The organism is Pseudomonas sp. MB-090624 (assembly GCF_003205245.1).
In the GTDB taxonomy this organism is placed as follows: domain Bacteria; phylum Pseudomonadota; class Gammaproteobacteria; order Pseudomonadales; family Pseudomonadaceae; genus Aquipseudomonas; species Aquipseudomonas juntendi.
This window is the reverse complement of record NZ_QJRK01000052.1, coordinates 16071-39211: the sequence shown is the minus strand read 5'-3', so window position 1 is coordinate 39211 and position 23141 is coordinate 16071. Positions and strand designations below refer to the sequence as shown.

Here is a 23141-nt window from a genome sequence, read left to right as displayed (position 1 = left end):
CATGGCCAACGAGCACGTCATTGAACTGGCGCAACGGGTACGCCACTTCGTCGAGCGGCAGATTTTGCCCCGTGAGGCCGAGCTGGGCCGCTGCGACGCGGCGGCAGCGCGGCTGAGCGCCGAACTGCAGGCGCAGGCCAAGGCCGCCGGGGTATTCGGCAATTTCTACCCCGTGGCCGACGGCGGTCGCCTCGCGCGCCTGACCGACTACCTGGAGGTGGCCGCCGAAGAAGGCCGCAGCGAGTTCGCGCCGGCGATTCTCGGCTGCGACGCCACGCTGGACTGCCACATGCTGGCACGCCACGCCAACCCAAGCCTGCGCGAGCGCGTGTACCTGCCGCTGGTGCGCGGCGAGCAAGTGCCCTGCTATGCCATGTCCGAGCCCGACAGCATCGGCTCGATCCCGGGCACCCTGAACAGCCGCGCCCAATGGCAAGGCGACCACTGGCGGCTGACGGCGCGCAAGTGGTTCATCTGCCGTGCCGAGCGGGCAGATTTCGCCACCGTCATCGCCCGCACCGACGAGGGCCCGTTGCAGACCGGCCTGTCGATGCTGGTGGTGCCCTGCAACAGCCCAGGCTTTCGTTTTGTGCGGGCACTGGCGCTGCTAGGTCGTCAGCAGGGCCAGGGGGAGCTGCACCTGGAGGCGGTGCGGGTGGAGCCTGACCAGGTGCTGGGCGCGCCAGGCCAGGGCCTGATGCTGATGCAGCAACGCCTGGGCCTGGGCCGCCTGTTGCGCGCCGCCCACTGGCTGGGCCTGGCCCGGCGCTGCTTCGACGATCTGTGCGCGCGGGTGCACTCGGCCCGCGGCGCGCAGGCACGGCTCGCCGACAAGCAACTGGTACGTGCCCGGGTATACCGCTGTTACCGCGAGATCGCCGCGGCCCGGGGCCTGCTGCGCGAGGCAGCGGCCACCTTCGATCGCGGCCAGGCCAGCGCCATCGAAGTCAACCTGGCCAAGCTGGCGGCCTCCGATGCGCTGTCGCTGGCCGTGGATTCGGCGATCCAGATAATGGGCGCCGAGGGCCTGAGCGAGCTGTCGCCGCTGTCGGGCATCTACCGCGGCGCCCGCACCACGCACATTCTCGACGGCACCGACGACGCGCTGATCAGCACCCTGGGGCGCGACCTGCTCCAGGCCACGCGCCCCGGCCGCGCCTTCGACGTGCTGACCCCTTCCGTTCCTTCGCCTGCCAAGGAGGCCCCATGAAGCGGCATGTTCCGCTGGCCGCCCTGCTCACCTGCGCCATGGGCCTGCCGATGATGGTGTTCTACGCGCTGGGTGTACTCGGCCCGCAACTGATTCAAGCGCTGGGGCTGGACCGTGAGCAACTGGGCTGGCTGACCACCAGCGCATTCGGCCTGGCGGCGCTGCTCTCGCCATGGGCCGGGGCGCTGGTACAGCGCATTGGCTCGCGCCGTGGCTTGCAGGCGCTGTTCATGCTGGTGGCACTGTCCTTCAGCCTGGTGCTGGTGCTGCCGGGCTTCGTCGGGCTGGTGATCGCCCTGGCCTTCTGCGGCGTGGCCCAGGCGCTGGCCAACCCGGCTACCAACCAGGCCATCGCCCAGGCGGTGGACGCACCGCGCGCCAGCCTGGTAGGCATCAAGCAGGCCGGGGTGCAGGCCTCGGCGCTGCTCGCCGGCCTGGCCCTGCCGGTGCTCAGCCAGGCCCTGGGCTGGCGCATGGCGCTGGGCTGCTGGGCGCCATTGGCGCTGCTGCTGGCGCTGCTGGTCGCTCGGCAGATCGCCCCGGCGCCCCAGGCGCATCGACCGCCCGTACGCGTACAGCGGCCCAACGGCTGGCTGCTGCGGCTGATGGCCATCCAGGGCTGCGCCGGGCTGTGCCTGTCGGCCTTCATCACCTTTTTTGGCGTGCATGCCAGCAGCCTCGGTGTGACGCCCGCGAGCATCGGCCTGATGATCAGTGCGTTCGGCGTCACCGGTGTGCTTTCACGGCTGCTGCTCACGCCGTTGGGCGCGGCTTTCAGGGATGAAACCGTGTTGCTGGGCGGCCTGTTCCTGTTCGCCCTGGCGACGATCGTGTTGATGCAACTGGCCACGCCCGCGCGCCACTGGCCCCTGTGGGCGGCGGTGGTCGGAATGGGCCTGAGCCTGGTCGCCAGCAACGCGGTGGCCATGAGCATGCTGCTGCGCGAACCCCGCTTCGGCGGGGTTGCCGGTAGCGCCGGGCTGCTGTCGCTGGGGTTCTTCGGCGGTATCGCACTGGGCCCACCGCTGTTTGCCGTACTGCTGCGCCAGCCCGGCGGCTTCACTGCGGGCTGGACACTGCTGATGATCGCCTTGTGCCTGGGCGCCGGGCTATGCCGCAGCCTGTACCGGGCGCGGCAGGTGTCGGAGGGCTGCGCCGATGCCGGAACAGCGTAAACGCGAGGCGATCATCGAAGCCCTGCTGGCGCCCCTGCCGCGCATCTCGCAGCAGTGCGATGGCCATTTCCCGTTGTACCGCGTCGATCGGGACTCGCCCTGGAAACTGTCGCGCCGCGGCTCCTGGCTGGGCGGCTTCTGGGCCGCGCTTTGGTGGCGGCGCGCCCAGGCCAGTGGCGACGCGGTGGATGTGGCCGAAGCACGGACCTGGAGCGCCCGGCTGGCCGCACAGCTTGGCGAACCGAGTGTTAACCGCAGCTTCGTGTTCTGGTACGGCGCCGGCCTTGCCGCGCGCCAGTCGTGCGATGAGCAGGCCCGTGGCCTGGCCACCCAGGCGGCCGCGGCACTGGCCGCGGACTACGATCCGCAGTTGGGCGGTTGGTGGCTGGGCACAGGGCTGGGGGCTGGCGAGCCTGGCGCCAGGACCTTGGACATCGACGCACTGGCCCCGACCCTCGCCCTGTTGCATGCCAGCCCGGACGCCGGCCATTGGGCCCTGGCACGGCAACACCTGCAGCGTTGCCTGAACAGCTTGTCCGAGCCCTCGGGCGCCTGGGCCAATCAGGCCCTGTTGCTGCCAGGCGGTAACTGGCAGCGTACCGCACCAGGCCAATGGGCACGGGGGCAGGCCTGGGCGATGCTGGGGCTGGCCGAGGCCGTAGGTCGCTATGGTGGTGAATACGCCGAGGCCGCAGGCCGGGCCTGCGAGTACTGGACCCAGCGCTGGGGCGCGGCCGCCGCCAGCGGCCGCCCAGGCGCCGACGAGGCCGACCCCTGCGCCATCGCCATCGCCTCGGTGGCCTTGCTGCGCCTATGGCAATGCCTGCCGGGGCGTAATGCCTGGTGCGAGCTGGCCTGCCGGCAGATAGCCGGGCTGCTGACAACGTCGGTGCGGCACGGCTGCTTCATCGGCCACCGCTATCGCCTTGATGCGCAGCGTACCGGCCTGGTGGAAACGCCCTGCGCGACCTTTTTCCTGGTCGAGGCGCTGCGCGCCCAGGGTCAGGTACTGGCTGGCGACGGCGGCGTGGCGGGGTGGTGAGCGGCGGGCGTGCCGGGGCGTTCGCCTTTGGACAGATCGGCCTTGCAGCAAACCGAAGTTTTTGTGAGTGAAGTTGCTCCTACCACAGAGCCCAATGGCACAATTTCACCCACCGGTGCGGCAATGCAATACCTCACACCTAATCGTAGCGAATGGGGCACTCCAAAATTGATAGGCACCCTTTCCAACTAGGGCTGAACATGAACACCGAAAAACTCAAACAGGAGTCGGTCAAGCTTCGCCTGCTGATCGACAGCCTGAAGGCACAGGACCCCGCCGCCATGAAATTGAGCGTCGAGCTAGAGCCACTGCTGCATGCGGCAGAGCAACAGCTGATCCACTGCGCCATGGAATGGCGCGACATCCCGGGTCACTACCTGTTCACTGAAGAAGGCTTGCAGCAGTATGCTGATCTCGAGCATGCGTTTGCAGAGTTTCGCATTGAGTTGACAGGTGGAGAGTCAGCTACGTTGGCCCGGCTCAAAGCGTGTATGGGCGAGAAACCCCAATGAGATAGCAACTGATTTCCTATGTCGTGACCCCGGCAGCCGATCCTGGATGAGGGTGCAAACCGGCGGCCCACTCGATCGCCCGGGACGAAGCCTTCAGCATGCTGGCCGGCATCGCACAGTTTTTCAAACAGACTGAACCGCAAAGCCCGGTGCCGTATCTGATAGAACGTGCCATCAAGTGGGGCAACATGCCGCTGGAAGGCTGGCTGAGCGATGTGATCAAAGACAGCAATGTGGTGGACAACATTCGCGACGTACTTGGCACCCGCGAACCGAAACCCTGACCCACGTCAGCGACTATGCTGCTACCGTGAGCTTCCCGTACCGCCAAGGAAAGCGCCATGCCGCCACGTTCCACTCCCCCCACCGGTTTCGTTCGTGTCCGTGGTGCCCGCGAGCACAACCTGAAAAACATCGACGTGGATATTCCGCGCGATGCGCTGGTGGTGTTCACCGGGGTGTCCGGCTCGGGGAAATCCTCACTGGCGTTCTCCACCCTGTACGCCGAAGCCCAGCGCCGCTATTTCGAATCGGTGGCACCCTACGCGCGGCGCCTGATCGACCAGGTGGGTGTGCCGGATGTGGATGCCATCGAAGGCTTGCCCCCGGCAGTTGCCTTGCAGCAACAACGGGGCACGCCAAGCGCCCGTTCTTCGGTAGGCAGCGTGACCACATTGTCCAGCTCCATCCGCATGCTCTATTCACGCGCGGGGCAGTACCCGGCAGGCCAGGCCATGCTGTACGCCGAGGACTTTTCGCCGAACACCCCGCAGGGTGCCTGCCCGCAGTGCCACGGCCTGGGCCGCGTCTATGAGGTGAGCGAGGCGACCATGGTGCCCGACCCGTCACTGACCATCCGCGAACGCGCGATCGCGGCCTGGCCAATGGCCTGGCAAGGGCAGAACCTGCGCGACATCCTGGTCACGTTGGGGTATGACGTGGACATACCCTGGCGCGACCTGCCCCAGGCCCAGCGCGACTGGATCCTGTTCACTGAAGAAACGCCCACCGCACCTGTCTATGCCGGCCTGACCCCGGCGCAAACCCGCCAGGCCCTCAAGCGCAAGCTGGAGCCCAGCTACCAGGGCACTTTCACGGGTGCCCGGCGCTATGTCATGCATACCTTCATGCATTCGCAAAGTGCACAGATGCGCAAGCGCGTCGCCCGGTACATGCGCCCCAGCGCCTGCCCGCTGTGCCACGGCAAACGCCTGAAGCGTGAAGCGCTGGGCGTGACCTTTGCCGGGCTGGACATCGCCGAGCTGTCGCAGTTGCCGCTGCAAGCGCTTGCCGAGGTGCTGCGCAAGGTCGCGGCAGCGGGCTACCTGGAGCCACAGCAAAGCCAGCTGACCCTGGAAAAGCGCCTGGCCGCGCAGCGCATCGCCCATGAGCTGCTGGAGCGCATCGACACCCTGCTCGAACTGGGCCTGGGCTACCTGGCCCTGGAGCGCAGCACGCCCACCTTGTCATCTGGCGAACTGCAACGCCTGCGCCTGGCCACCCAGCTGAATTCGCAGCTTTTCGGCGTGATCTACGTACTCGACGAACCCTCGGCCGGCCTGCACCCGGCCGACAGTGAAGCGCTGTTCCAGGCACTGCAACGGCTGAAGCAGGCGGGCAACTCGGTGTATGTGGTGGAGCACGACCTGGACACCATGCGCCGGGCCGACTGGCTGGTGGATGTAGGCCCCGCCGCCGGCGAGCACGGGGGTAGCATCCTGTACAGCGGGCCCCCGGCGGGGCTGGCCAAGGTCGAACAGTCCTGCACCCGCGCCTACCTGTTCGGCGCCCAGGCCCAGGCCCCGCGTGCGCCACGCCAGCCCCGTGGCTGGCTGAAGCTGGAAGGCATCAGCCGCAACAACCTCGACAACCTCAGCGCGGCATTTGCGCTGGGCTGCTTCACGGCGGTAACGGGTATTTCCGGTTCGGGCAAGTCGAGCCTGGTCAGCCAGGCCCTGCTGGAGCTGGTGGGCGCGCACCTGGGCCATGCCGGACAAGGCGACGAGCCTGAGGAGCAGAGCCTGGAAGACGAACCGCAACAGACCAGCAGCGGCCATGTCAGCGCCGGGCTCGAGGCTATCAAGCGCCTGGTGCAGGTAGACCAGAAGCCGATCGGGCGCACGCCGCGCTCCACCCTGGCGACCTACACCGGGTTGTTCGACCATGTACGCAAGCTGTTTGCCGCCACCGAACAAGCCAAGGCGCAGGGCTTTGACGCCGGGCGCTTTTCCTTCAACGTGGCCAAGGGCCGCTGCGCCAATTGCGAAGGCGAGGGTTTTGTCAGCGTCGAGTTGCTGTTCATGCCCAGCGTGTACGCACCCTGCCCGACCTGCCACGGTGCGCGCTACAACCCCGAAACCCTGGCGGTCAGTTGGCAAGGCATGAACATTGCGCAAGTGCTGCAACTGACCGTCGACCAGGCCCTGCAGGTGTTTGCCGAACAGCCTCCGGCCCGGCGGTGCCTGCAGGTGCTGCAAGACATCGGCCTGGGTTACCTGCGCCTGGGCCAGCCGGCCACCGAGCTGTCCGGGGGTGAGGCGCAACGCATCAAGCTGGCGACCGAACTGCAACGCATGGCCCGGGGCGCGACCCTGTACGTGCTGGATGAGCCGACCAATGGCCTGCACCCGCAAGACATCGACCGGCTGCTGCTGCAACTGAACCGCTTGGTCGAGGCTGGGCACAGCGTGGTGGTGGTGGAACATGACATGCGGGTGGTGGCGCAGAGTGACTGGGTGATCGATATTGGGCCAGGTGCCGGGGCTGCCGGGGGCAAGGTGGTGGTCAGCGGAACGCCGCAAGTGGTGGCCAACTGCAAGGAAAGCCGCACGGCGGCGTTTCTGGCCAAGGCATTGTAAGGGCCTGTACCCGCACTTTTGTACATTGCCAGTTCTGCAACCCGGGGCATAGAATGCGATCAATTCCTAATTGCACCTATTTCCCGGAAACCCGCGCCCCATGCCGCCCGCCGACCCCACCCTCAACCTGCACGTTCAGACGCTGTACACCGAGCACCACGGCTGGCTGCAGGGCTGGCTGGGGCGCAGGCTGGGTAATGCCTGCGATGCGGCTGATCTGGCCCATGACACCTTCCTGCGCCTGCTCAGCCGTCAGGGCAACAGCTATTTCGGCGGTGAGCCTCGGGCATTGCTGACGCACATTGCCAAGGGCCTGGTGATAGACCGCTGGCGTCGCCAGGATGTCGAACGGGCGTATCTGCAGGCCATCGCGCATCTGCCCGAACCAGAAGTGCCGTCGGCCGAAACCCGCTGGATGATCCTCGAAACGCTGTACCGCATCGATGCCATGCTGCGCGAGTTGCCGGCGCGGGTTCGCCACGTGTTCCTGCTGTCGCAACTGGACGGGCTGACCTACGCGCAAATCGCCGAACAACTGCAGGTTTCGCTGGTGACCATCAAGCGCGACATGCGCACCGCCTTCCTCGCCTGCCTGAGCATGGACGAATGAGGCCACCTATCGACCCCCTGATCCTCGGCGAGGCCGCCGACTGGCTGGTGCAACTGCAGTCGGGCGCAGCCACCGACGATGACCATCGCGCCGTCCAGGCCTGGTGCCAGCGCAGTAGCCAGCATGCCCTGGCCTGGCAGCGCGCCGAGGCCATCCTCGGTGAGTTTCGCCGCCTGCCTGCGCCGGTTACCGGGGAAACCTTGCGCCGGCTCAGCCGCCAGGGTGCGGTCAGCCGCCGCCAGGCCCTGCAGCGTCTGGGGATGTGGCTGCTGGCGGCACCAGCAGCCTGGATGGCCTGGCGCGAGGCACCCTGGCAGCAATGGGCCGCCGATGCCCGCACGGCGGTTGGCGAACAACGCTCACTGACACTGGCCGACGGCAGCCACGTACTGTTGAACACCCACACCGCCATCGATATCCGCTTCGATGCCCGGCAACGCCGTATCGCCTTGCTGGCAGGTGAAGTGCTCGTGACCAGCGCCAACGACCCGGCAACCCCGCCGCGCCCGCTGGTGGTGACCACCCCGCAGGGCCATGCGCGGGCGCTGGGCGCGCTTCAGCGTACGTATCGACGGCGCACTGACCCGGGTAGCGGTGTTGCAGGGCACCGTCGCCAACCGCCCGCTGCACGCCGCCGCCAGCGTGCAGCTCAAGGCGGGCGAGCGCTCCGCGTTCGATGCCGACCGTGTACTGCCCGCCACCCCGCTGGAAAACGGCGACCTGGCCTGGGAACACGGCATGCTGCTGGCGCGCGACATGCGCCTGGCCGACCTGTTGCAGGAGCTGGGCCGCTACCGCCCGGGCGTGCTGCGCTGCCACCCGGCAGTGCGCGGCCTGAAAGTGTCTGGCGCCTTTCCGGTGACCGATACCGATGCCAGCCTGCGGCTGCTGGCCGACACCTTGCCGGTAACTGTCCAGGGCCTGACTCGCTATTGGGTGACGGTCGAGCCCCTGAGCTGACCCGGGCTCAGCGCCACGGGAATCAACGACAGGCATTTTGATACCTTTTCCGGCGTCGTCCGGTGATCAGTGCAGAACCTCCCTTTTCTGCACCTACAGGACCCTCGCCCAATGCCCCATTTGCCTTTCAAGGCACTGAGCCTTGCCATCGCCATGGCCGCCCTGGCACCAGCGGCGATCGCTGCCGACGCCACCACCCGCGACTATCACCTGGCCGCTGGCCCGCTGGCCGATGTGCTGGCACGCTTCGCCGCCAATGCCGGGGTGCCCTTGTCATTCGACCCGGCGCTGCTTCAGGGCAAGCAAAGCCAGGGCCTGCAGGGCAGTTTCAGTGTGCCGGAGGGTTTTGCTCGCCTGCTGGCCGGCAGTGGCTACAGCCTGATCAGCACCGGCAGCGGGGGCTACACACTGGCGCCTGCAGTGGACCTGGGCAGTGCCCTGGAGCTGGGCGCCACCACCATCAACAGCAACCTGGCCGCCAGCGGCGATACCTGGCAAGGCGGCCAGCTGGCGCGTAGCGCACGCCTGGGTGTGCTTGGGGAACAGCCGACCAGTGATGTACCGTTCAGCGTCACCAGCTACACCGCCAAGACCATTGCCGATCAACAGGCGCGTACCCTGGGTGATGTGTTGCTCAATGACGCGGCAGTGCGCCAGTCGGCAGGCTTTGGCAATTTCTCGCAGGTGTTCACCATCCGCGGGCTGCCACTGAGCACTGACGACATCAGCTACAACGGCCTGTACGGCGTGCTACCGCGGCAGATCATCACCACCGAAGCACTCGAGCGCGTCGAGGTGTTCAAGGGCCCGAACGCCTTTCTGAACGGCGTCGCCCCCCAGGGCAGCGGTATTGGCGGTGCGGTCAACCTGGTTCCCAAGCGTGCCGCAGACACGCCAACCCGCCACGTCAGCCTCGATTATGCCACCGGCGCCAATGTCGGCGGCCACCTGGACCTGGGCCAACGTTTTGGTGAAGACAACCGCTTCGGCGCCCGTATCAACCTGGCCCAGCATGACGGCGGCACGGGTGTGCACGACGAAGCGCAACACGCCACCTTGGTAGCTGTAGCCCTGGACTACCGGGGCGAACGCCTGCGCCTCTCCACCGACCTGGGTTACCAGAAAGAACGCATCAACCAGGGCCGGGCGGTGATCTACCCAACCGGCAGCAAAGTGCCCCATGCCCCCTCGGCGCGCGACAATTACGCCCAACCGTGGACCTGGTCACAGCTGGAAGACACCTACGGCATGCTCAACGCCGAATACGACCTCAACGACAACTGGGTGCTTTATGCCGGTGCCGGGGCCAAGCACACTCGCGAAAACGGCGAATACTCCTCGTTGTACGTCAGCGACGCCAACGGCACTGCGCGGGGTGGCTACCTCTATTCACCACACGATGAGGACAACAAGAGCGCCATGACCGGTATCAATGGCCAGTTCGCCACGGGGCCGGTCAGCCATCGGCTCAACGTCGGGCTTTCGGGCATGTGGGGCGAACAACGTTCGGCTTACGCCGCAGTTGCCGCTGCCAACCGCTATGCCACCGACCTGTACCACCCGGTCAAGGTGCCGCGCCCGACCAATACGTATACGGGCAGTGACCTGCACGACCCGCGTATCGTGGGCAAGAACCGGGTCAAGAGCGTGGCGATGTCCGACACCCTTGGCTTTGTGGATGACCGTGTGCTGCTGACCCTGGGCGTGCGCCGGCAATCGATCGGTGTCGACGGCTGGTCTACCGCTAGCGGTGAGCGCAACGCCAACTATGACGAGTCGGTGACCACGCCGGTCTATGGCCTGGTGCTCAAGCCGTGGGAGCATGTGTCGTTCTACGCCAACCGCATCGAGGGCCTGGCACAAGGCCCCACTGCCCCGTCGAGCGTGACCAATGCCAATGAAGTGTTCCCGCCCAGGCGCAGCAAGCAGGTCGAGGCCGGGGTCAAGCTGGACTGGGACAGCTTTGGTGCAACGCTTGGCCTGTACCGCATCGAGCAGCCCAACAGCACCACGTTCCGCAGCGCCGGTGCCGAGCGCGACACCTTCAGCATGGACGGCGAGCAGGTCAACAAAGGGGTGGAATTGAATGTGTTCGGCGAGCCGGTGCACGGCTTGCGCCTGCTGACCGGTGCAGTGTTCATGCACACCGAGCTCAAGAACACTGCCAATGGCGCCAACGACGGCAACCGTGCGCCGGGCGTGCCGCGCTTCCAGTACAACCTGGGCGCGGACTGGGACGTTCCAGGCATCGCCGGCGCGGCATTGAATGCGCGGGTGCTGCGTACCGGCGGCCAGTACGTCAATGCCAGCAACAGCCTGAACATCCCGGCCTGGACCCGGGTCGACCTCGGCGCACGTTACCGTTTCAAGCTGGATGAGCAGTGGGTGACCTTGCGGGCCAACCTGGAGAACGTCGCCAACAAGGCCTATTGGGCGTCGGCCTCGACCACCAACAACTACCTGACCCAAGGCACACCACGGGTGCTGCGCTTGTCCGCCAGCGTAGACTTCTGACGCCCCCGTCAGCCAGCAGCCCCGGCCCTTTAGCGGGTAAACCCGCTCCCTTGTAGGAGCGGGCGTGCCCGCGAACACCGGCGCAGCCGGTGCCAGCCACCGCGTCGGGTTCTGTGCCACCCGCGAATACGGTGCTACCGGCAACGCACAATATGCTCAAAACCAAAGCCTGCACCTAGCAGCACCAAGCGCCGCTCAAGTACAGTCTGCCCCATGAACAAATACGCCCCACACGCGTGGCTACCCCACGAAAAGCCCACCTTGCCAGGCTCCCCCTCCACGCCTTTGCATTCGCCAGCCAAACGCCTGGCGTATGGCGTGGTCGGCCTGCTGGTAGCCATTACCGGTGGCTTGGGCAACGCGCTGGTCACCGCCAACCTGATGTTCCTGCAAGGCGCGCTAGGTGCCACCACGGCGGAAATGGCGTGGCTGCCAGCGGCCTACGTGATGACCAACGTGTCCATGAACCTGCTGTTGGTGAAATTCCGCCAACAATTCGGCTTGCGCGCCTTCACCGAGGTGTTCCTGGTCCTATACGTCCTGGTCACCTTCGCCCACCTGCTGGTCAACGACCTCAACTCGGCCATCGCCGTACGCGCGGCACACGGCATGGTAGGGGCGGCGCTCAGCTCGCTGGGGCTGTACTACATGATCCAGGCCTTCCCCGCCCAATGGCGGTTGAAGGCCATGGTACTGGGCCTGGGCGCTTCGCAGCTGGCATTACCCCTGGCGCGGATCTTTTCCGAAGACTTGCTGCAGATAGCCGAATGGCGCGGGCTGTACCTGTTCGAGCTCGGCCTGGCCCTGGCGGCACTGGGCTGTGTCCTGCTGCTCAAGCTGCCGCCCGGTGACCGCTTCAAAACCTTCGAGCCACTGGACTTCCTGACCTTCACCCTGATGGCCAGCGGTACCGCCCTGCTTTGTGCCGTGCTGTCGCTGGGGCGCATCGACTGGTGGCTGGAGGCCCCGTGGCTCGGCGTGGCGCTGGCGGCATCGATTGCGCTGATGCTCAGCGGCCTGGCCATCGAACACAACCGCCGCAACCCGTTGCTGATGACCCGCTGGCTTGGCAGTGGCGCCATCATCCGTCTGGCCCTGTGCGTGGTGCTGATCCGCATGGTCACCTCGGAGCAATCCACAGGCGCGGTAGGCTTTCTGCAGGCCTTGAACATGAGCAGCGAGCAGATGCGCAGCCTGTACTGGATCATGCTGCTGGGTGCCGTGGCGGGCCTGGCCAGCAGTGCCCTGACCATAAATCCCAACCACCTGATCATCCCGCTGTTCGTCTCCTTGCTGGCCATGGCCGTCGGTGCATTCATCGACAGCGGTTCCAGCAACCTCACGCGCCCGGCACAAATGTACTTCAGCCAGTTTCTGCTGGCCTTTGGCAGTACCTTCTTCCTGGGGCCGTCGATGGCCCTGGGTATCAGCCATGTGCGCGCCAACCCCCGTAACCTGGTCAGCTTTTCGGTGCTGTTCGGCATCTGCAACAACGTCGGCGGCCTGGTTGGCGCGGCACTGCTCGGCACCTTCCAGACCTGGCGGGAGAATTTCCACTCCAGCCACCTGATGGACCACCTGAGTTATTTGGAACCACTGGTCAATGCCCGCGTACAAAGCGGTGCAGCAGCCTACAGTGGCATCCTCGCCGACCCGGCCCTGCGCACCGAAGCCGGCATGCGCCTGCTGGCCACGGCCGCCAGCCGCGAAGCCAATGTCATGGCCTACAACGATGTGTTCGTACTGATCGGCAGCATCGCCATACTGACCATGATCTGGATCTGCATCCGTAGCACCTGGCTCTGGTACTCGAAACGCCAGGCCACCACCACCGACTCCACCCCTGGTGTGCCCACCCGATGACCGACGACACCCGTACCACGACCACCACCGCCATCGCCGAAACCCCGGAAGGCGCAACGCCGCCCAGCGAGCCGGGTAGCCCAGTACGCACGCGGCGGGTGCGGGTGCTGTCCTCGATCTGCTTTGCCGCCGTGGCCCTGGCAGGTGTTCTGCTGGTGCTCTATGCCTGGCGCCTGCCGCCCTTCAGCAGTGCCATCGAAAGCACCGAAAACGCCCTGGTGCGCGGGCAGGTCACCCTGATCGGCCCCCAGCTCAGTGGCTACATCGTCGACGTGCCCGTGCACGACTTCCAGTTCGTCAAGGCCGGCGACCTGCTGGTGCAACTGGACGACCGTATCTACAAGCAGCGCCTGGCCCAGGCCCTCGCCCAGTTGCAGCAGCAACAAGCAGCCCTGGCCAACAACCTGCAACAGCGCAAGAGCGCCGAAGCCACCATTGCCCAGCGCCAGGCCGCCATTGGCGATGCCCAGGCCCAGGCGGCCAAAGCCAAGGCCGACCTGCGCCGCAATCAGGCGCTGGTCAGCGACGGCTCGGTTTCCCGCAGTGAACTGGACGTGACCCGCGCCAACGAGGCAGCTGCCGTCGCCAGCCTGGCCCAGGCCAAGGCCGCGCTGGAAATCGCCCGCCAGGACCGGGAGACCGTGGTGGTCAACCGGGCTGCGCTCGAAGCGGCCGTCGAAAACGCCAAGGCCGCCGTGGAGCTGGCGCGCATCGACCTCGACAACACCCGGGTTACCGCCCCGCGTGACGGCCAACTGGGGCAGATCGGCACGCGCCTGGGTGCTTATGTCAATTCAGGGGCACAGTTGATGGCGCTGGTTCCCGACACCCTGTGGGTCATCGCCAACATGAAGGAAACCCAGATGGCCAATGTGCGCATCGGCCAACCCGTGAGCTTTACCGTGGACGCGCTGAACCACCTGAAGCTGTACGGGCACGTGCAGCAGATTTCGCCGGCCACCGGTTCGGAGTTCGCCTTGCTGCAGGCCGACAATGCCACCGGCAACTTCGTCAAGATCGCCCAGCGGATACCGGTACGGATCACCGTGGATGCCGACCAGCCACCCGCCCGGCAGTTGCGGCCGGGGATGTCGGTGGTGGTCAGTATCGATACCCGGGTGCAGCCTTAGCTGCCGGGCGCAGTTGCCTGGCTGCCTGCGGCGTCTCGTCGCAGGGCCAGGCCCCTTGGGCAAACCCTCGCAACCCCGTAGAATCGCGCTTCCTTTTCGCCCGTCGCCGTCAACGGTGGCAACCAGCAGCAATGACAGAGTCCGTGCCTGAACACATGCCCACCATGTGAAATAGGCTCAACCCTCCCCGCCCGGCCCCATCCCCTACGGCCCAGCGGTTGAGTCTTGCCCAGGTCGCATCCGTGCAGCTACTCGCCCCTTGCGGGGTCGAGCCGGTGTGCGCGTCCGAAAAGGCGCTCATTCCGCTCATCCAACCAGAGGTACCTATGTCTCCGCGTTTGCTGGCCATGGCGCTGGCGCCCCTGCTCGGGCTGTTCATCATCGCCCTGGGCAACGGCTTCATGTCTTCCCTCACCACCCTGCGCCTGGGCGCTGCCGGTGAGTCTGCCACCACCATTGGCATCGTTTCGTCGACCTACTTCATCGGCCTCACACTGGGCGCCATCTTCAACGACCGGCTGATCCTGCGCATCGGCCACATTCGCGCCTATACCAGCTTCGCCTCGCTGATTGCCGTGACCATCTTGCTGCAGGGCTTGTTCTACGACGTAACCTGGTGGTCGGTGCTGCGCCTGATCAACGGCTGGGCCGCCGTGGGCGTGTTCCTGGTGATCGAAAGCTGGCTGCTGCTGGCCGGCGACGCGAAAATCCGCGGCCGCCTGCTGGCGCTGTACATGATCGCCTTCTATGGTGCCGGGGTCATCGCCCAGGCCGGCCTGGGGGAGATCACCCAGTTGGGCGATACCGCGCCGTTCATGCTGGCCGGCGTGCTCGCCGCGCTGTCGGTGCTGCCCATCGTGATCCTGCCGCGGGTATCGCCCTTGCTGGAGCAGGTCGAACCCCTCAAGCCCCGGCAGTTGCTGGGCGTGGCCCCTTCGGGCCTGGTGGGTTGTTTCGGCTCGGGCGTCGCCATCGCCGGCATCTATGCCCTGCTGCCGCTGTACCTGCAACGCATCGGCCTGGAGGTGGGCGAAGTCGGCAACATGATGGCCTGGGTCATCCTTGGCGCCATGCTGTTGCAGTACCCGGTCGGGCGCTGGTCGGACCGCAAAGACCGCCTGGACGTACTGCTGGCGCTGGCCGCCTTGTGCGTTGTGCTGTCACTGGTCACGGTGTTCCTGCCCTCGGACTCGTTCCTGCTGCCGGCCATGCTGTTCCTGTTGGGCGGTGGCGTGTTCACCCTGTACCCGGTCGCGGTCAGCCATGCCGCCGACCGCGCGCCGTCCGATGCGCTGGTGCCGATGATCCAGGGTTTGCTGCTGATCAACTCACTGGGCTCGGCCATGGCACCGGTGGCCATTTCGCCGATGATGACCGAGTTTGGCGAGGCCGGACTGTTCTGGGCGTTTGCCGTGGTCAACCTGGCGATGCTGTGCTTCTTCATGTGGCGCCGTGGCAAGCGCCCGGCGGCAGAACACCCGGCCCCCTTCGCCGCCTCGACCACGTTCTCGCCCACCGGTGCCGAACTGCGGGTAACCGAAGACCTGATGCATGCCGCGCAAGAGCATCCGCCGCTGGAGCCCGCCGACCCTGCACCGCCTGCCCAGAGCCAGGCCCACTGAGCCAACGGGCTGCCATGCAGCCCGGTTGTCTACCCCACCAACCCTCGCACACAGAAGTACAGGATCGACGGACCCATCAGGCACCCCAAGCCGGTATGGAACGTGGCGGTCAGTGCCCCATAAGGCACCAGCCGCCGGTCCGTCGCCGCCAACCCGGCGGTCACACCCGACACAGTCCCCGCCAAACCGCCGAACACCATTGCCGAGCGTGGGTTGTCCAGCGCCAGCAAACGGGCCGATACCGGGGTGAATACCATCACCAGAATCGCCTTGATCAAACCGGTGGCGATCGAGAGGGCCATCACGTCCGAACTGGCACCCAGCGCCGCGCCGGTCACCGGGCCGACGATGTACGTCACGGCGCCGGCACCAATGGTGGTCATGCTCACCGCGTCGCGGTAACCAAAGGCGTACGCCACGCCCGCCCCGACAATGAATGGCAAGACCGTGCCGAGCAGCAGCGCCACCGCGCCTATCATCCCGGCACGGCGAGCCTCGGTGGCCTGCACCTCGAACGCCGTGGCAACGATGGCGAAGTCGCGCAGCATGGCCCCGCCCATCAGGCCGATGCCGGAAAACAGCGCCATGTCGGCCAGGCCTTTCTGGCCGCCTGTGAGGGTACCGCCCACCCAGGCCAACACCAGCCCGATGACAATGGCGATGGCCGAGCCGTGCACGCGGCCGAAGGTCAGGTACCTGGACAACAACACCGACAGCCACATGATGCCGCCCACCACCGCGAAGGCAGTGATCAGGCCGTTATGTTCCAGGGCATTATCAATGATCGGCCACATGTTCAGCGCCCCCCTGCAGGGGCAGCATGCCCATTGGCCTGGGGTGGCGCCTCGACCGCTGGGAGCGGTTCGCCGCGGTGGCTGCGGCTGATCAGTGCAATGGTCGCACCGCACACCAGCACCGCACCTATCGCAGCCAGCAGCGCCACCGGCCCGCCGTGCAGGGCAGTGACCACGTTCTGTTGCGCCGCCATGGCCACCACGACCGGAATGTACATGGCACCCCAGAAGCCCACACCGAACTCGCACTCCTTGCTCATGCCACCGTGACGGTGCATGTAAAGGCGTGCGCAGATCAGCAGGATCATGGCGATGCCGACCCCGCCTACATTGGATTTGACGCCCAGCAGTACGCCCAGGAAGTCGCCGACGATAACCCCAGCCAGCGTACAGACCGCCAGCAGTGCCACACCATAGATGATCATTGTTGTTGTCCTCAGGTAGTGTCGAAGTTGCTTGTTGTTGTTCTTCGCCATCGGTAAACCCGCAAGCGCCGCACTGGCTTCATTAACGGGCGTAGCCCGTGCCAGCCGGCGCGATGCCCGCCATCATCGCCGGTCCGCCACCTCCTGGCGCAGCAGCGCATCCAGGCTGTCCCATCGGGTGCCTTCCACCGCCAGCACCCTGCCCTGTTCGAACACCGGCCGGGCCAGGCCGCTGAGCGTGCTGCCAGGCGGCATTTCCAGGTGCAGGCGCACGCCGCGTTCATAGGCATTGCGCAACGCTGCCCGCCAGTCCACCCGGCGCGCCATGTTGCCGGCCAGATCGTCGCGCAGACGCTGCGGGTCGACTATCACCCGTGCGCTGCTGCCACTGAGGTAAGTGATACGTGGCCGCTGCAGTTCGACCGCAGCGAAGGCCGCAGCCAGCTCTGCTGCCGGGCCAGCCAGCAACGGGCAATGCGATGGCACGCTGACTGCCAGCCGGCGCGCGATGCCCCTGCCCAGGCTGCGCGCGCGGGCCGCCACCGCCGCCATCGCCGTTTCGCTGCCGGCAATGACGATCTGCTGCTCGCTGTTGAGGTTGGCGATATACACCTCGCCGCCCACCTCGCCCAGCAAGCGCTCGACACTGGCCAGCTCCAGGCCACTGAGCGCAGTCATGCCATAGCCACGCGGATAGGCCCGTTGCATCAGTTGGCCGCGCAGGGCAACCAGGCGCACAGCGTCGGCAAAGCCCAAAGCACCGGCCACCACTGCCGCCGGGTAAGCACCGACCGACAAGCCCGCCACGCAATCCGGCCCTGGGCTGCGCTGCATCAACCAGCGCGCCCAGGCCACGCCACTGAGCAGCAGGCACAACTGCACGGCGCGGGTCGACTGCAGGGCGTGCTCGCTGTCCAACGCCAGTGCGTTCTGGCCAAGGGCATCGCTGGCCTCTTCCAGCACCGGCGCGCTGCCTTCGGGCAGGCGCTGCAACATGCCGACCTGCTGGGCACCCTGGCCCGGAAACGCGAACAGAGTGCTCATGCGGCACGCTCCCGTACAGCCCACGGGTCTTCGCACAGGCATGGCCCCACGGGCGACTTGAGCAACACGCGCTGGGCGAAACCGGCCCACTCGCGCAACGCCACAGCCCCGCCCGGGGTTTCCAACTGCGCATCGATACGGCATGGCGCGCCGTCCAGCATCGCCAAAAGCGTGCGGGCCTGTATACGCGCCAGCGGTTGCGGCGTGCGTACCAGTATGTCCAGGTCGCTGTCGGCGTGCAGCACGTCAATACCCGTTGCAATCTGGTAACCCACGCCACCTGTCGGCCCCCAGGCCAGGCCGCAGGCATCGAGCATTGGCGCTACCCAGGCCAGGGCCTGCAATGCTGGCCAGGCGCGCTGAGTTGGCCGCTGCAAGGCTTCGGGGGCCTGCTGGCGTTGAATGTCGCCAACCCGCATCAACGCTGCCAGGCGCTGCGCCCGCCCTTGGCCACGTACGCCCACGGCGACCCAGCCGGCGTCACACACCGCGCGGCGCACGACCACCGGCTGGCCGCCGGCCAACACTTCCCGTGCCCACAGCGGCGCGTCGGCCGGCAGGGCCGAAGTGGGCATGCCCCACAGCAGGTCATGGGGGCGTGGCGCGTTCACCTCAGGCACCCTGCCATTGGCGGCGCAGTTGCTCACGCACTTGCCGCGAGGCACTGCGGTGTTCGCCCGCCAGCCGCGACGACAGGTCGGTCGAGCTGCCAATATCCCGGACCGCGTCGGCAAGGCAGGCACGCACCCGGGCAATGTCAGCGCTGCAAGGCGCTTCGGCGTTGGCCACCGTCAACCGACGCCACAGCAGGCCCAGTGACGCATAGCTGGCCAGGTCATAGGCCATGGGCGGCACCTCGGCGGCCAACGCTTCCAGTTGCTCGACACTGCGCAGGGTAATCCGCGCGGCTGCCGCCTTGCCCATGGCATGCACCATTACCCCGGCATCGTCCAGGGCGATCAGGCGCTGGGCCTGGTAGCCGTGGGCAAGAAAAGCGCCAGACATGGCCTTGCCGACCAGCAGCCCGATTACCGGGTGACCGGCCAGCCGGGCCTGGGCGTAAGCCTGCACAGCGCCAGCCAAGGCCTGATGGATACCCAAGGCCTCCTCACGGCGACCGTAGGCCTGGCTAGGCACATCGATTACCGCGACAATTGCGCGCTTGTGCCCCTGGCTGTCAGCGTCGACCGCGTCGCTCACGGCCTTGGCCAGGCCCCAACCCTCCAGCAGGCCGACTTCGCCCCCGCGGGCGCGGGGGAACGGATTGGCGGGGTCGGGGACCACGGCGATAAAGCGCGCCAGGCGGTTGTCCAGTTCGCCATCGATGACCTGCAACGACGCCGGGTAGCCCGGCAAGGGCTGGCCGCCCGCCAGGCCCGGCAGCCAGTTCATGGCACGGTTCATTGGGCTTCTCCTTGGTAAAGGGCACGCACAGCGGCAGCGTCCAGTTGCGGGCACTCGGCGCCCAGCCGGGCCAGGCGCTCGAGGTACCAGGCGTGTTGCCGGGCGCGGTCAGCGCCAGGCGAGTCGAGCAGTTGCAGCAGGCAGTCGCGCAGCGCCTGGATGTCATCGGCCACATAGCCATCGACCAGCCCGCTGGCATGGCGCTGTTCGCCGCCGCTCAGGCTCCAGATGAACGGCCGGTCCTTGGCGTCATACTCGGCAATGCCGGCTTCCTGTTCGATGACCTGAGGCCCGTTGAGGCCCAGGCGGGCCTCGCGGGTGACCAGTAAATGGCTGCACAAGCCAGCGGCGATCGACATGCCGCCGAAGCACCCGACGGAACCTGCAATCAGCCCGATTACCGGCTGCCAGGCCCGCAGTTCGACGATCGCCGCCTGGATTTCGGCAATCGCTGCCAGGCCAAGGTTGGCTTCCTGCAACCGCACACCGCCGGTTTCGAGCAGCAGCACTGCACACGTGGGGATGCCATTGCGGTTGTCTTCGATGGCCAGCTCCAACGCCCCGGCAATCTTGGCGCCGCCCACCTCGCCCATGCTGCCGCCCTGGAAGCCGCCCTCGATAGCGGCGACCAGCGCATTGCGCCCGTTCAGCGTGCCTTTGGCGATGACCACGCCGTCGTCAGCCTGCGGCACGATGCCCTGCAAGGGCAGCCAAGGCGACATCAGCCGGTCGAAGGGGCCGAGCAGCTCGCGGAAACTGCCCGGGTCGAGCACGGCGCGGGCGCGCTGCCGGGCACCCAGTTCTACGAAGCTGCGGCTGCGCAGCAGGCGTGCGGTGTCAGTCATGGGCGATCTCCTCGAAGCCTTGTTCCAGGCGCAGGCGGACCACCCCCGGGGTGGCGCCGAAGTCATGAATGTCGATGTTCACGGCCGGCCAGGCGCGGCCCTCGAACAGGCGCTGGAACAGTTGCGCCCAGCGCGCGGCGCTGCCATCGACCGAAGTCACCACCTGGATCTGCAGGTGGCCGGCGGTGCCGGGTTCGATCAGTACTTCAAGGTCGCCGGAGCTGACACAGCCCACCAGCGTGCGGCCACGCCCTGGTTCGGCGGCGGGGAAATCGAAGGTCAGGGTTTCCATGTCACAGGCTCCCGGCTTTGTCGAGGAACAGGCAGGCGGCCAGTAGATCGGCGGCGCCGCCCGGTGAGGCGTTCAGTTGCAGCAGTTGCTGGTCCAGCGCACGCAGGTGGCGGCGCCCGGCCAGGGTGGCACTGCCCCCGGCACCCAGTACCGCGCGGGCGCCCTGCTGCACGGCGGCCAGCCCGGCAGGGCCGCTGCGCCACAGCACACAGGTATCGCTGAGCACGGCCATGATGGCGAGCAAGGCATCGAGCCGGGCGTTGGCCTCACTGGCACCGCTGGCACGGCTGCGTTGCAGGTTTGGCAAGCCGTGGCCGATAACTGCAGGGAAGCCTTGTTGCGCCTGTTCGCGGGCACCGCTGCTGCCATAGCGCTGGCGCACCTGCAGGCCATGGCTGTGCTGCTGCGGCATGGCCGGGTCGTCGAACAGGGCGATGCGCCCGGCCCGCGCGGCCACCGTGCTGGCGCTGGCATCGGGGTCGAGGGCCTTGGCGGCGACCAGCAGGCCCAGGGCCCAGATAGCGCCGCGGTGGGTGTTGACCCCATGGGTCGCGGCCAGCATCGCGGCTTCGCCTTCACGGCCGAGCTGGCCCAAGCTGGCGCGCAGGGGTTGGCCGATGGTGCCAATGGTTTGCGCGGCTGCGGCCATGTTGCGCAGGCAGGGCCACAGGGCCAGGGCCGAGGCGTGCATCAGGGCCAGGGTCATGTCGGTGTGAGCGCCGTTGCTGCGGCGGTCGACCAGGCCGGGTTTGGGGGACAGTTCGGCTTCGTCGATCAGGGCTTCCACGGCCAGGTCGGCCAGGTGGTCTGGCAGTTGAATCCGGGTTGTGTGGGCTGGCCTCTTCGCGGGTAAACCCGCGCCCACAGGGACCGTAACAGGTTCAAGGCGCAAGTCGTGTGCTTTCATCACCAGCTCCTGAACCGTGCCGGCGGGTTGTACAGGCCGCCGGACCAGTCAACCAGGTCGGCAACGCTGCGCGCTGCCAGCAGCTCGCGGCTGGCGTCGGTGCGGCGGATGCCCAGGTCTTCGGGCAATGCGACCAGGCCTTGCTGGCGCAGGCGCGCAGTGTCTTTCGGGTCATGCCGCAGGCCGATGGCGGTAACCCCGGCCACAGCGGCAATCATCTGCTGGCGCTCTTCCAGGCTGCGGGCCTTGTACAGGTAGGCAATGCCCTCTTCGGTCAACAGGTGGGTAACGTCGTCACCGTAGATCATCACCGGGGCCAGCGGCATGCCGGCCTTTTTCGCCACGGCCACCGCATCCAGGGTTTCCACGAAGGTCGGTTTGCCGCCTTCCTGGTAGGTTTCGACCATCTGCACCACCAGCTTGCGGCCGCGCTCCAGCAGGGTTTGCGGCACGGTCATGTCGAGCCAGGCCGGCGTTGCATGGCGCCGGCCCCGGGGGTCGTGGCCCATGTTCGGCGCCCCGCCAAAGCCGGCCAGGCGGCCGCGGGTGACTGTCGACGAATGGCCATCGCCGTCTACCTGCAGGGTCGCGCCAATGAACAGGTCCACGGCGTACTGCCCGGCCAGCTGGCACATCATGCGGTTGGAGCGCAGTGAACCGTCACGGCCGGTGAAGAACACATCGGGCCGCTGGGCGATGTAGTCCTCCATGCCCAGCTCGGTGCCAAAGCAATGCACGCTTTGCACCCAGCCGCTTTCGATAGCCGGGATCAGCGTAGGGTGCGGGTTGAGGGTCCAGTTGCGGCAGATCTTGCCCTTGAGCCCCAGCGACTCGCCGTAGGTGGGCAGGATCAGCTCAATGGCAGCGGTATTGAAGCCGATGCCATGGTTCAACGACTGCACCTGGTGTTTTTCGTAGATGCCGCGAATGGCCATCATCGCCATCAGCACATGCACCGGCTTGATATGACGCGGGTCGCGGGTGAATAGCGGTTCGATGTAGAAAGGCTGGTCGGCAACCACCACGAAATCGACCCATGATGCCGGGATATCGACCCGCGGCAGGTCATCCACACGGTCGACCAGCTGGTTGACCTGGGCGATGACGATACCGTCGCTGAACGCGGCCGGCTCCACCAGCGCTGGGGTGTCTTCGGTGCTGGGCCCGGTGTACAGGTTGCCCTCACGGTCGGCCATGAAGCCTGCAACCAAGGTCACGTTGGGGATCAGGTCGACCAGCAGCCGCGAGTACAGCTCGATATAGGTGTGGATCGCGCCGACTTCGAGCAAGCCGTCTTCAAGCAACTGGCCAATGCGCAGGCTTTGTGGCCCGGCGAAGGAAAAATCCAGCTTGCGGGCGATGCCGCGCTCGAACAAGTCCAGGTGCTCGGCACGGCTGACGCTGGGCATGATCATGTGCAGGTCGTGCAGGCGCCCAGGGTCGACTTTGGCCAGCGAACGCGAGAGGAAGTCGGCCTGCTTCTGGTTGTTGCCTTCCAGCACCACCCGGTCGCCGGGGGCCAGCAACAGCTCTAGTGCTTCGACGATACGCTCGCTGGGCAGCACCGCACCGTCGGCAAGGTGGCGGACCTGATCGAGGCGGCGTTGCTTCTCGGCACGCCGTCGCGACCATTGCGGCGGTGGATTCTGTGTTGTTGTCATGGTGACTCCACGGGTTCGCTGTCGTGGGGTCACATTAGGGCGGGGGCCAGCCGGGCATCAATCAAGCTCGGCGCTGGATCGTTACGCTAAGGTTAATGATCGTGATTCTGGTAGACCAAACACCAAGAACATCGGCGCCCATCCACCAACCCAATCCGGTAAACCTCAAACCTTGCTAGAGTGGCAACACTGCCAGGCACGCAAAAATGCAGATTCCCCCTGCAGATTTGTCGATTGTACAAGGCAAATTCGCATGCAAGGATCGCCAGATCC

At 66.6% G+C, this 23141-nt stretch carries 19 protein-coding genes and 2 pseudogenes; 12 read left to right on the top strand and 9 right to left on the bottom strand.

Annotated features, from left to right (window positions below):
* Position 1: 1 nt before the first annotated feature.
* The 12 genes and pseudogenes from DMX12_RS24210 to DMX12_RS24155 all read left to right on the top strand — a co-directional run bounded on the left by DMX12_RS24210 (position 2) and on the right by DMX12_RS24155 (position 15496).
* A complete protein-coding gene (locus DMX12_RS24210) occupies positions 2-1210 on the top strand; it encodes an acyl-CoA dehydrogenase family protein (RefSeq protein ID WP_110679655.1) in 1209 nt (402 codons plus the stop codon).
* Positions 1207-2385: a CynX/NimT family MFS transporter gene (locus DMX12_RS24205; protein WP_009681728.1), complete on the top strand. Its 1179-nt coding sequence runs from the start codon at positions 1207-1209 to the stop codon at positions 2383-2385. The genes DMX12_RS24210 and DMX12_RS24205 overlap by 4 nt, the downstream gene beginning before the upstream one ends.
* Complete coding sequence (locus tag DMX12_RS24200; RefSeq protein WP_110679654.1) at positions 2369-3427, top strand: glucuronyl hydrolase; 1059 nt, start codon at positions 2369-2371, stop codon at positions 3425-3427. The genes DMX12_RS24205 and DMX12_RS24200 overlap by 17 nt, the downstream gene beginning before the upstream one ends.
* A gap of 200 nt (positions 3428-3627) precedes the next feature.
* Positions 3628-3939, top strand: coding sequence for a hypothetical protein (locus DMX12_RS24195; RefSeq protein WP_110679662.1), 312 nt, complete (start codon positions 3628-3630; stop codon positions 3937-3939).
* An 80-nt stretch (positions 3940-4019) separates the two neighbouring features.
* Positions 4020-4223 (top strand): annotated as a pseudogene (locus DMX12_RS24190) (type VI secretion system protein TssA); the annotation flags it as partial.
* Positions 4224-4280: 57 nt separating this feature from the next.
* Positions 4281-6797: an excinuclease ABC subunit UvrA gene (locus tag DMX12_RS24185; protein WP_110679653.1), complete on the top strand. Its 2517-nt coding sequence runs from the start codon at positions 4281-4283 to the stop codon at positions 6795-6797.
* 100 nt (positions 6798-6897) lie between these two features.
* A complete protein-coding gene (locus tag DMX12_RS24180) occupies positions 6898-7407 on the top strand; it encodes a sigma-70 family RNA polymerase sigma factor (RefSeq protein ID WP_029887859.1) in 510 nt (169 codons plus the stop codon).
* Positions 7404-8367, top strand: a pseudogene (locus DMX12_RS24175) (FecR domain-containing protein). Before DMX12_RS24180 ends, DMX12_RS24175 begins: the two are co-directional and overlap by 4 nt.
* A gap of 111 nt (positions 8368-8478) precedes the next feature.
* The gene (locus DMX12_RS24170) at positions 8479-10881 is read left to right on the top strand and encodes a TonB-dependent receptor (RefSeq protein ID WP_110679652.1); all 2403 of its coding nucleotides are present in this window, start codon (positions 8479-8481) and stop codon (positions 10879-10881) included.
* Positions 10882-11094: 213 nt separating this feature from the next.
* Positions 11095-12744, top strand: coding sequence for an MFS transporter (locus DMX12_RS24165; RefSeq protein ID WP_110679651.1), 1650 nt, complete (start codon positions 11095-11097; stop codon positions 12742-12744).
* Positions 12741-13874 (top strand): HlyD family secretion protein, encoded by a 1134-nt coding sequence (locus DMX12_RS24160; RefSeq protein ID WP_110679650.1) that lies wholly within the window; start codon positions 12741-12743, stop codon positions 13872-13874. The genes DMX12_RS24165 and DMX12_RS24160 overlap by 4 nt, the downstream gene beginning before the upstream one ends.
* Before the next feature lie 326 nt (positions 13875-14200).
* Positions 14201-15496 carry an MFS transporter gene (locus tag DMX12_RS24155; protein WP_054912540.1) on the top strand — a complete coding sequence of 432 codons (1296 nt, stop codon included), beginning with the start codon at positions 14201-14203 and terminating at the stop codon, positions 15494-15496.
* Between the two features lie 29 nt (positions 15497-15525).
* Here the strand turns inward: DMX12_RS24155 and madM are convergent, their stop codons facing one another.
* The 9 genes from madM to mdcA all read right to left on the bottom strand — a co-directional run bounded on the left by madM (position 15526) and on the right by mdcA (position 22868).
* A complete protein-coding gene (gene madM / locus DMX12_RS24150) occupies positions 15526-16290 on the bottom strand; it encodes a malonate transporter subunit MadM (protein WP_009686722.1) in 765 nt (254 codons plus the stop codon).
* 2 nt (positions 16291-16292) lie between these two features.
* A complete protein-coding gene (gene madL, locus DMX12_RS24145) occupies positions 16293-16715 on the bottom strand; it encodes a malonate transporter subunit MadL (RefSeq protein ID WP_009686721.1) in 423 nt (140 codons plus the stop codon).
* Between the two features lie 123 nt (positions 16716-16838).
* A complete protein-coding gene (mdcH, locus tag DMX12_RS24140) occupies positions 16839-17759 on the bottom strand; it encodes a malonate decarboxylase subunit epsilon (RefSeq protein WP_110679649.1) in 921 nt (306 codons plus the stop codon).
* Positions 17756-18370, bottom strand: coding sequence for a malonate decarboxylase holo-ACP synthase (locus DMX12_RS24135; RefSeq protein WP_029887237.1), 615 nt, complete (start codon positions 18368-18370; stop codon positions 17756-17758). Before DMX12_RS24135 ends, mdcH begins: the two co-directional genes overlap by 4 nt.
* A gap of 1 nt (position 18371) precedes the next feature.
* Entirely contained in the window at positions 18372-19163 is a 792-nt protein-coding gene (gene mdcE / locus DMX12_RS24130; RefSeq protein ID WP_110679648.1) for a biotin-independent malonate decarboxylase subunit gamma, read from the bottom strand.
* Positions 19160-20008, bottom strand: a complete 849-nt coding sequence (locus DMX12_RS24125) for a biotin-independent malonate decarboxylase subunit beta (protein WP_110679647.1) — start codon at positions 20006-20008, stop codon at positions 19160-19162. The genes mdcE and DMX12_RS24125 overlap by 4 nt, the downstream gene beginning before the upstream one ends.
* Entirely contained in the window at positions 20001-20300 is a 300-nt protein-coding gene (locus DMX12_RS24120; RefSeq protein ID WP_009686716.1) for a malonate decarboxylase subunit delta, read from the bottom strand. The genes DMX12_RS24125 and DMX12_RS24120 overlap by 8 nt, the downstream gene beginning before the upstream one ends.
* A 1-nt stretch (position 20301) precedes the next feature.
* Positions 20302-21207, bottom strand: coding sequence for a triphosphoribosyl-dephospho-CoA synthase (locus DMX12_RS24115; protein ID WP_110679646.1), 906 nt, complete (start codon positions 21205-21207; stop codon positions 20302-20304).
* Positions 21207-22868 carry a malonate decarboxylase subunit alpha gene (mdcA, locus tag DMX12_RS24110; protein WP_110679645.1) on the bottom strand — a complete coding sequence of 554 codons (1662 nt, stop codon included), beginning with the start codon at positions 22866-22868 and terminating at the stop codon, positions 21207-21209. The genes DMX12_RS24115 and mdcA overlap by 1 nt, the downstream gene beginning before the upstream one ends.
* Positions 22869-23141: the final 273 nt, after the last annotated feature.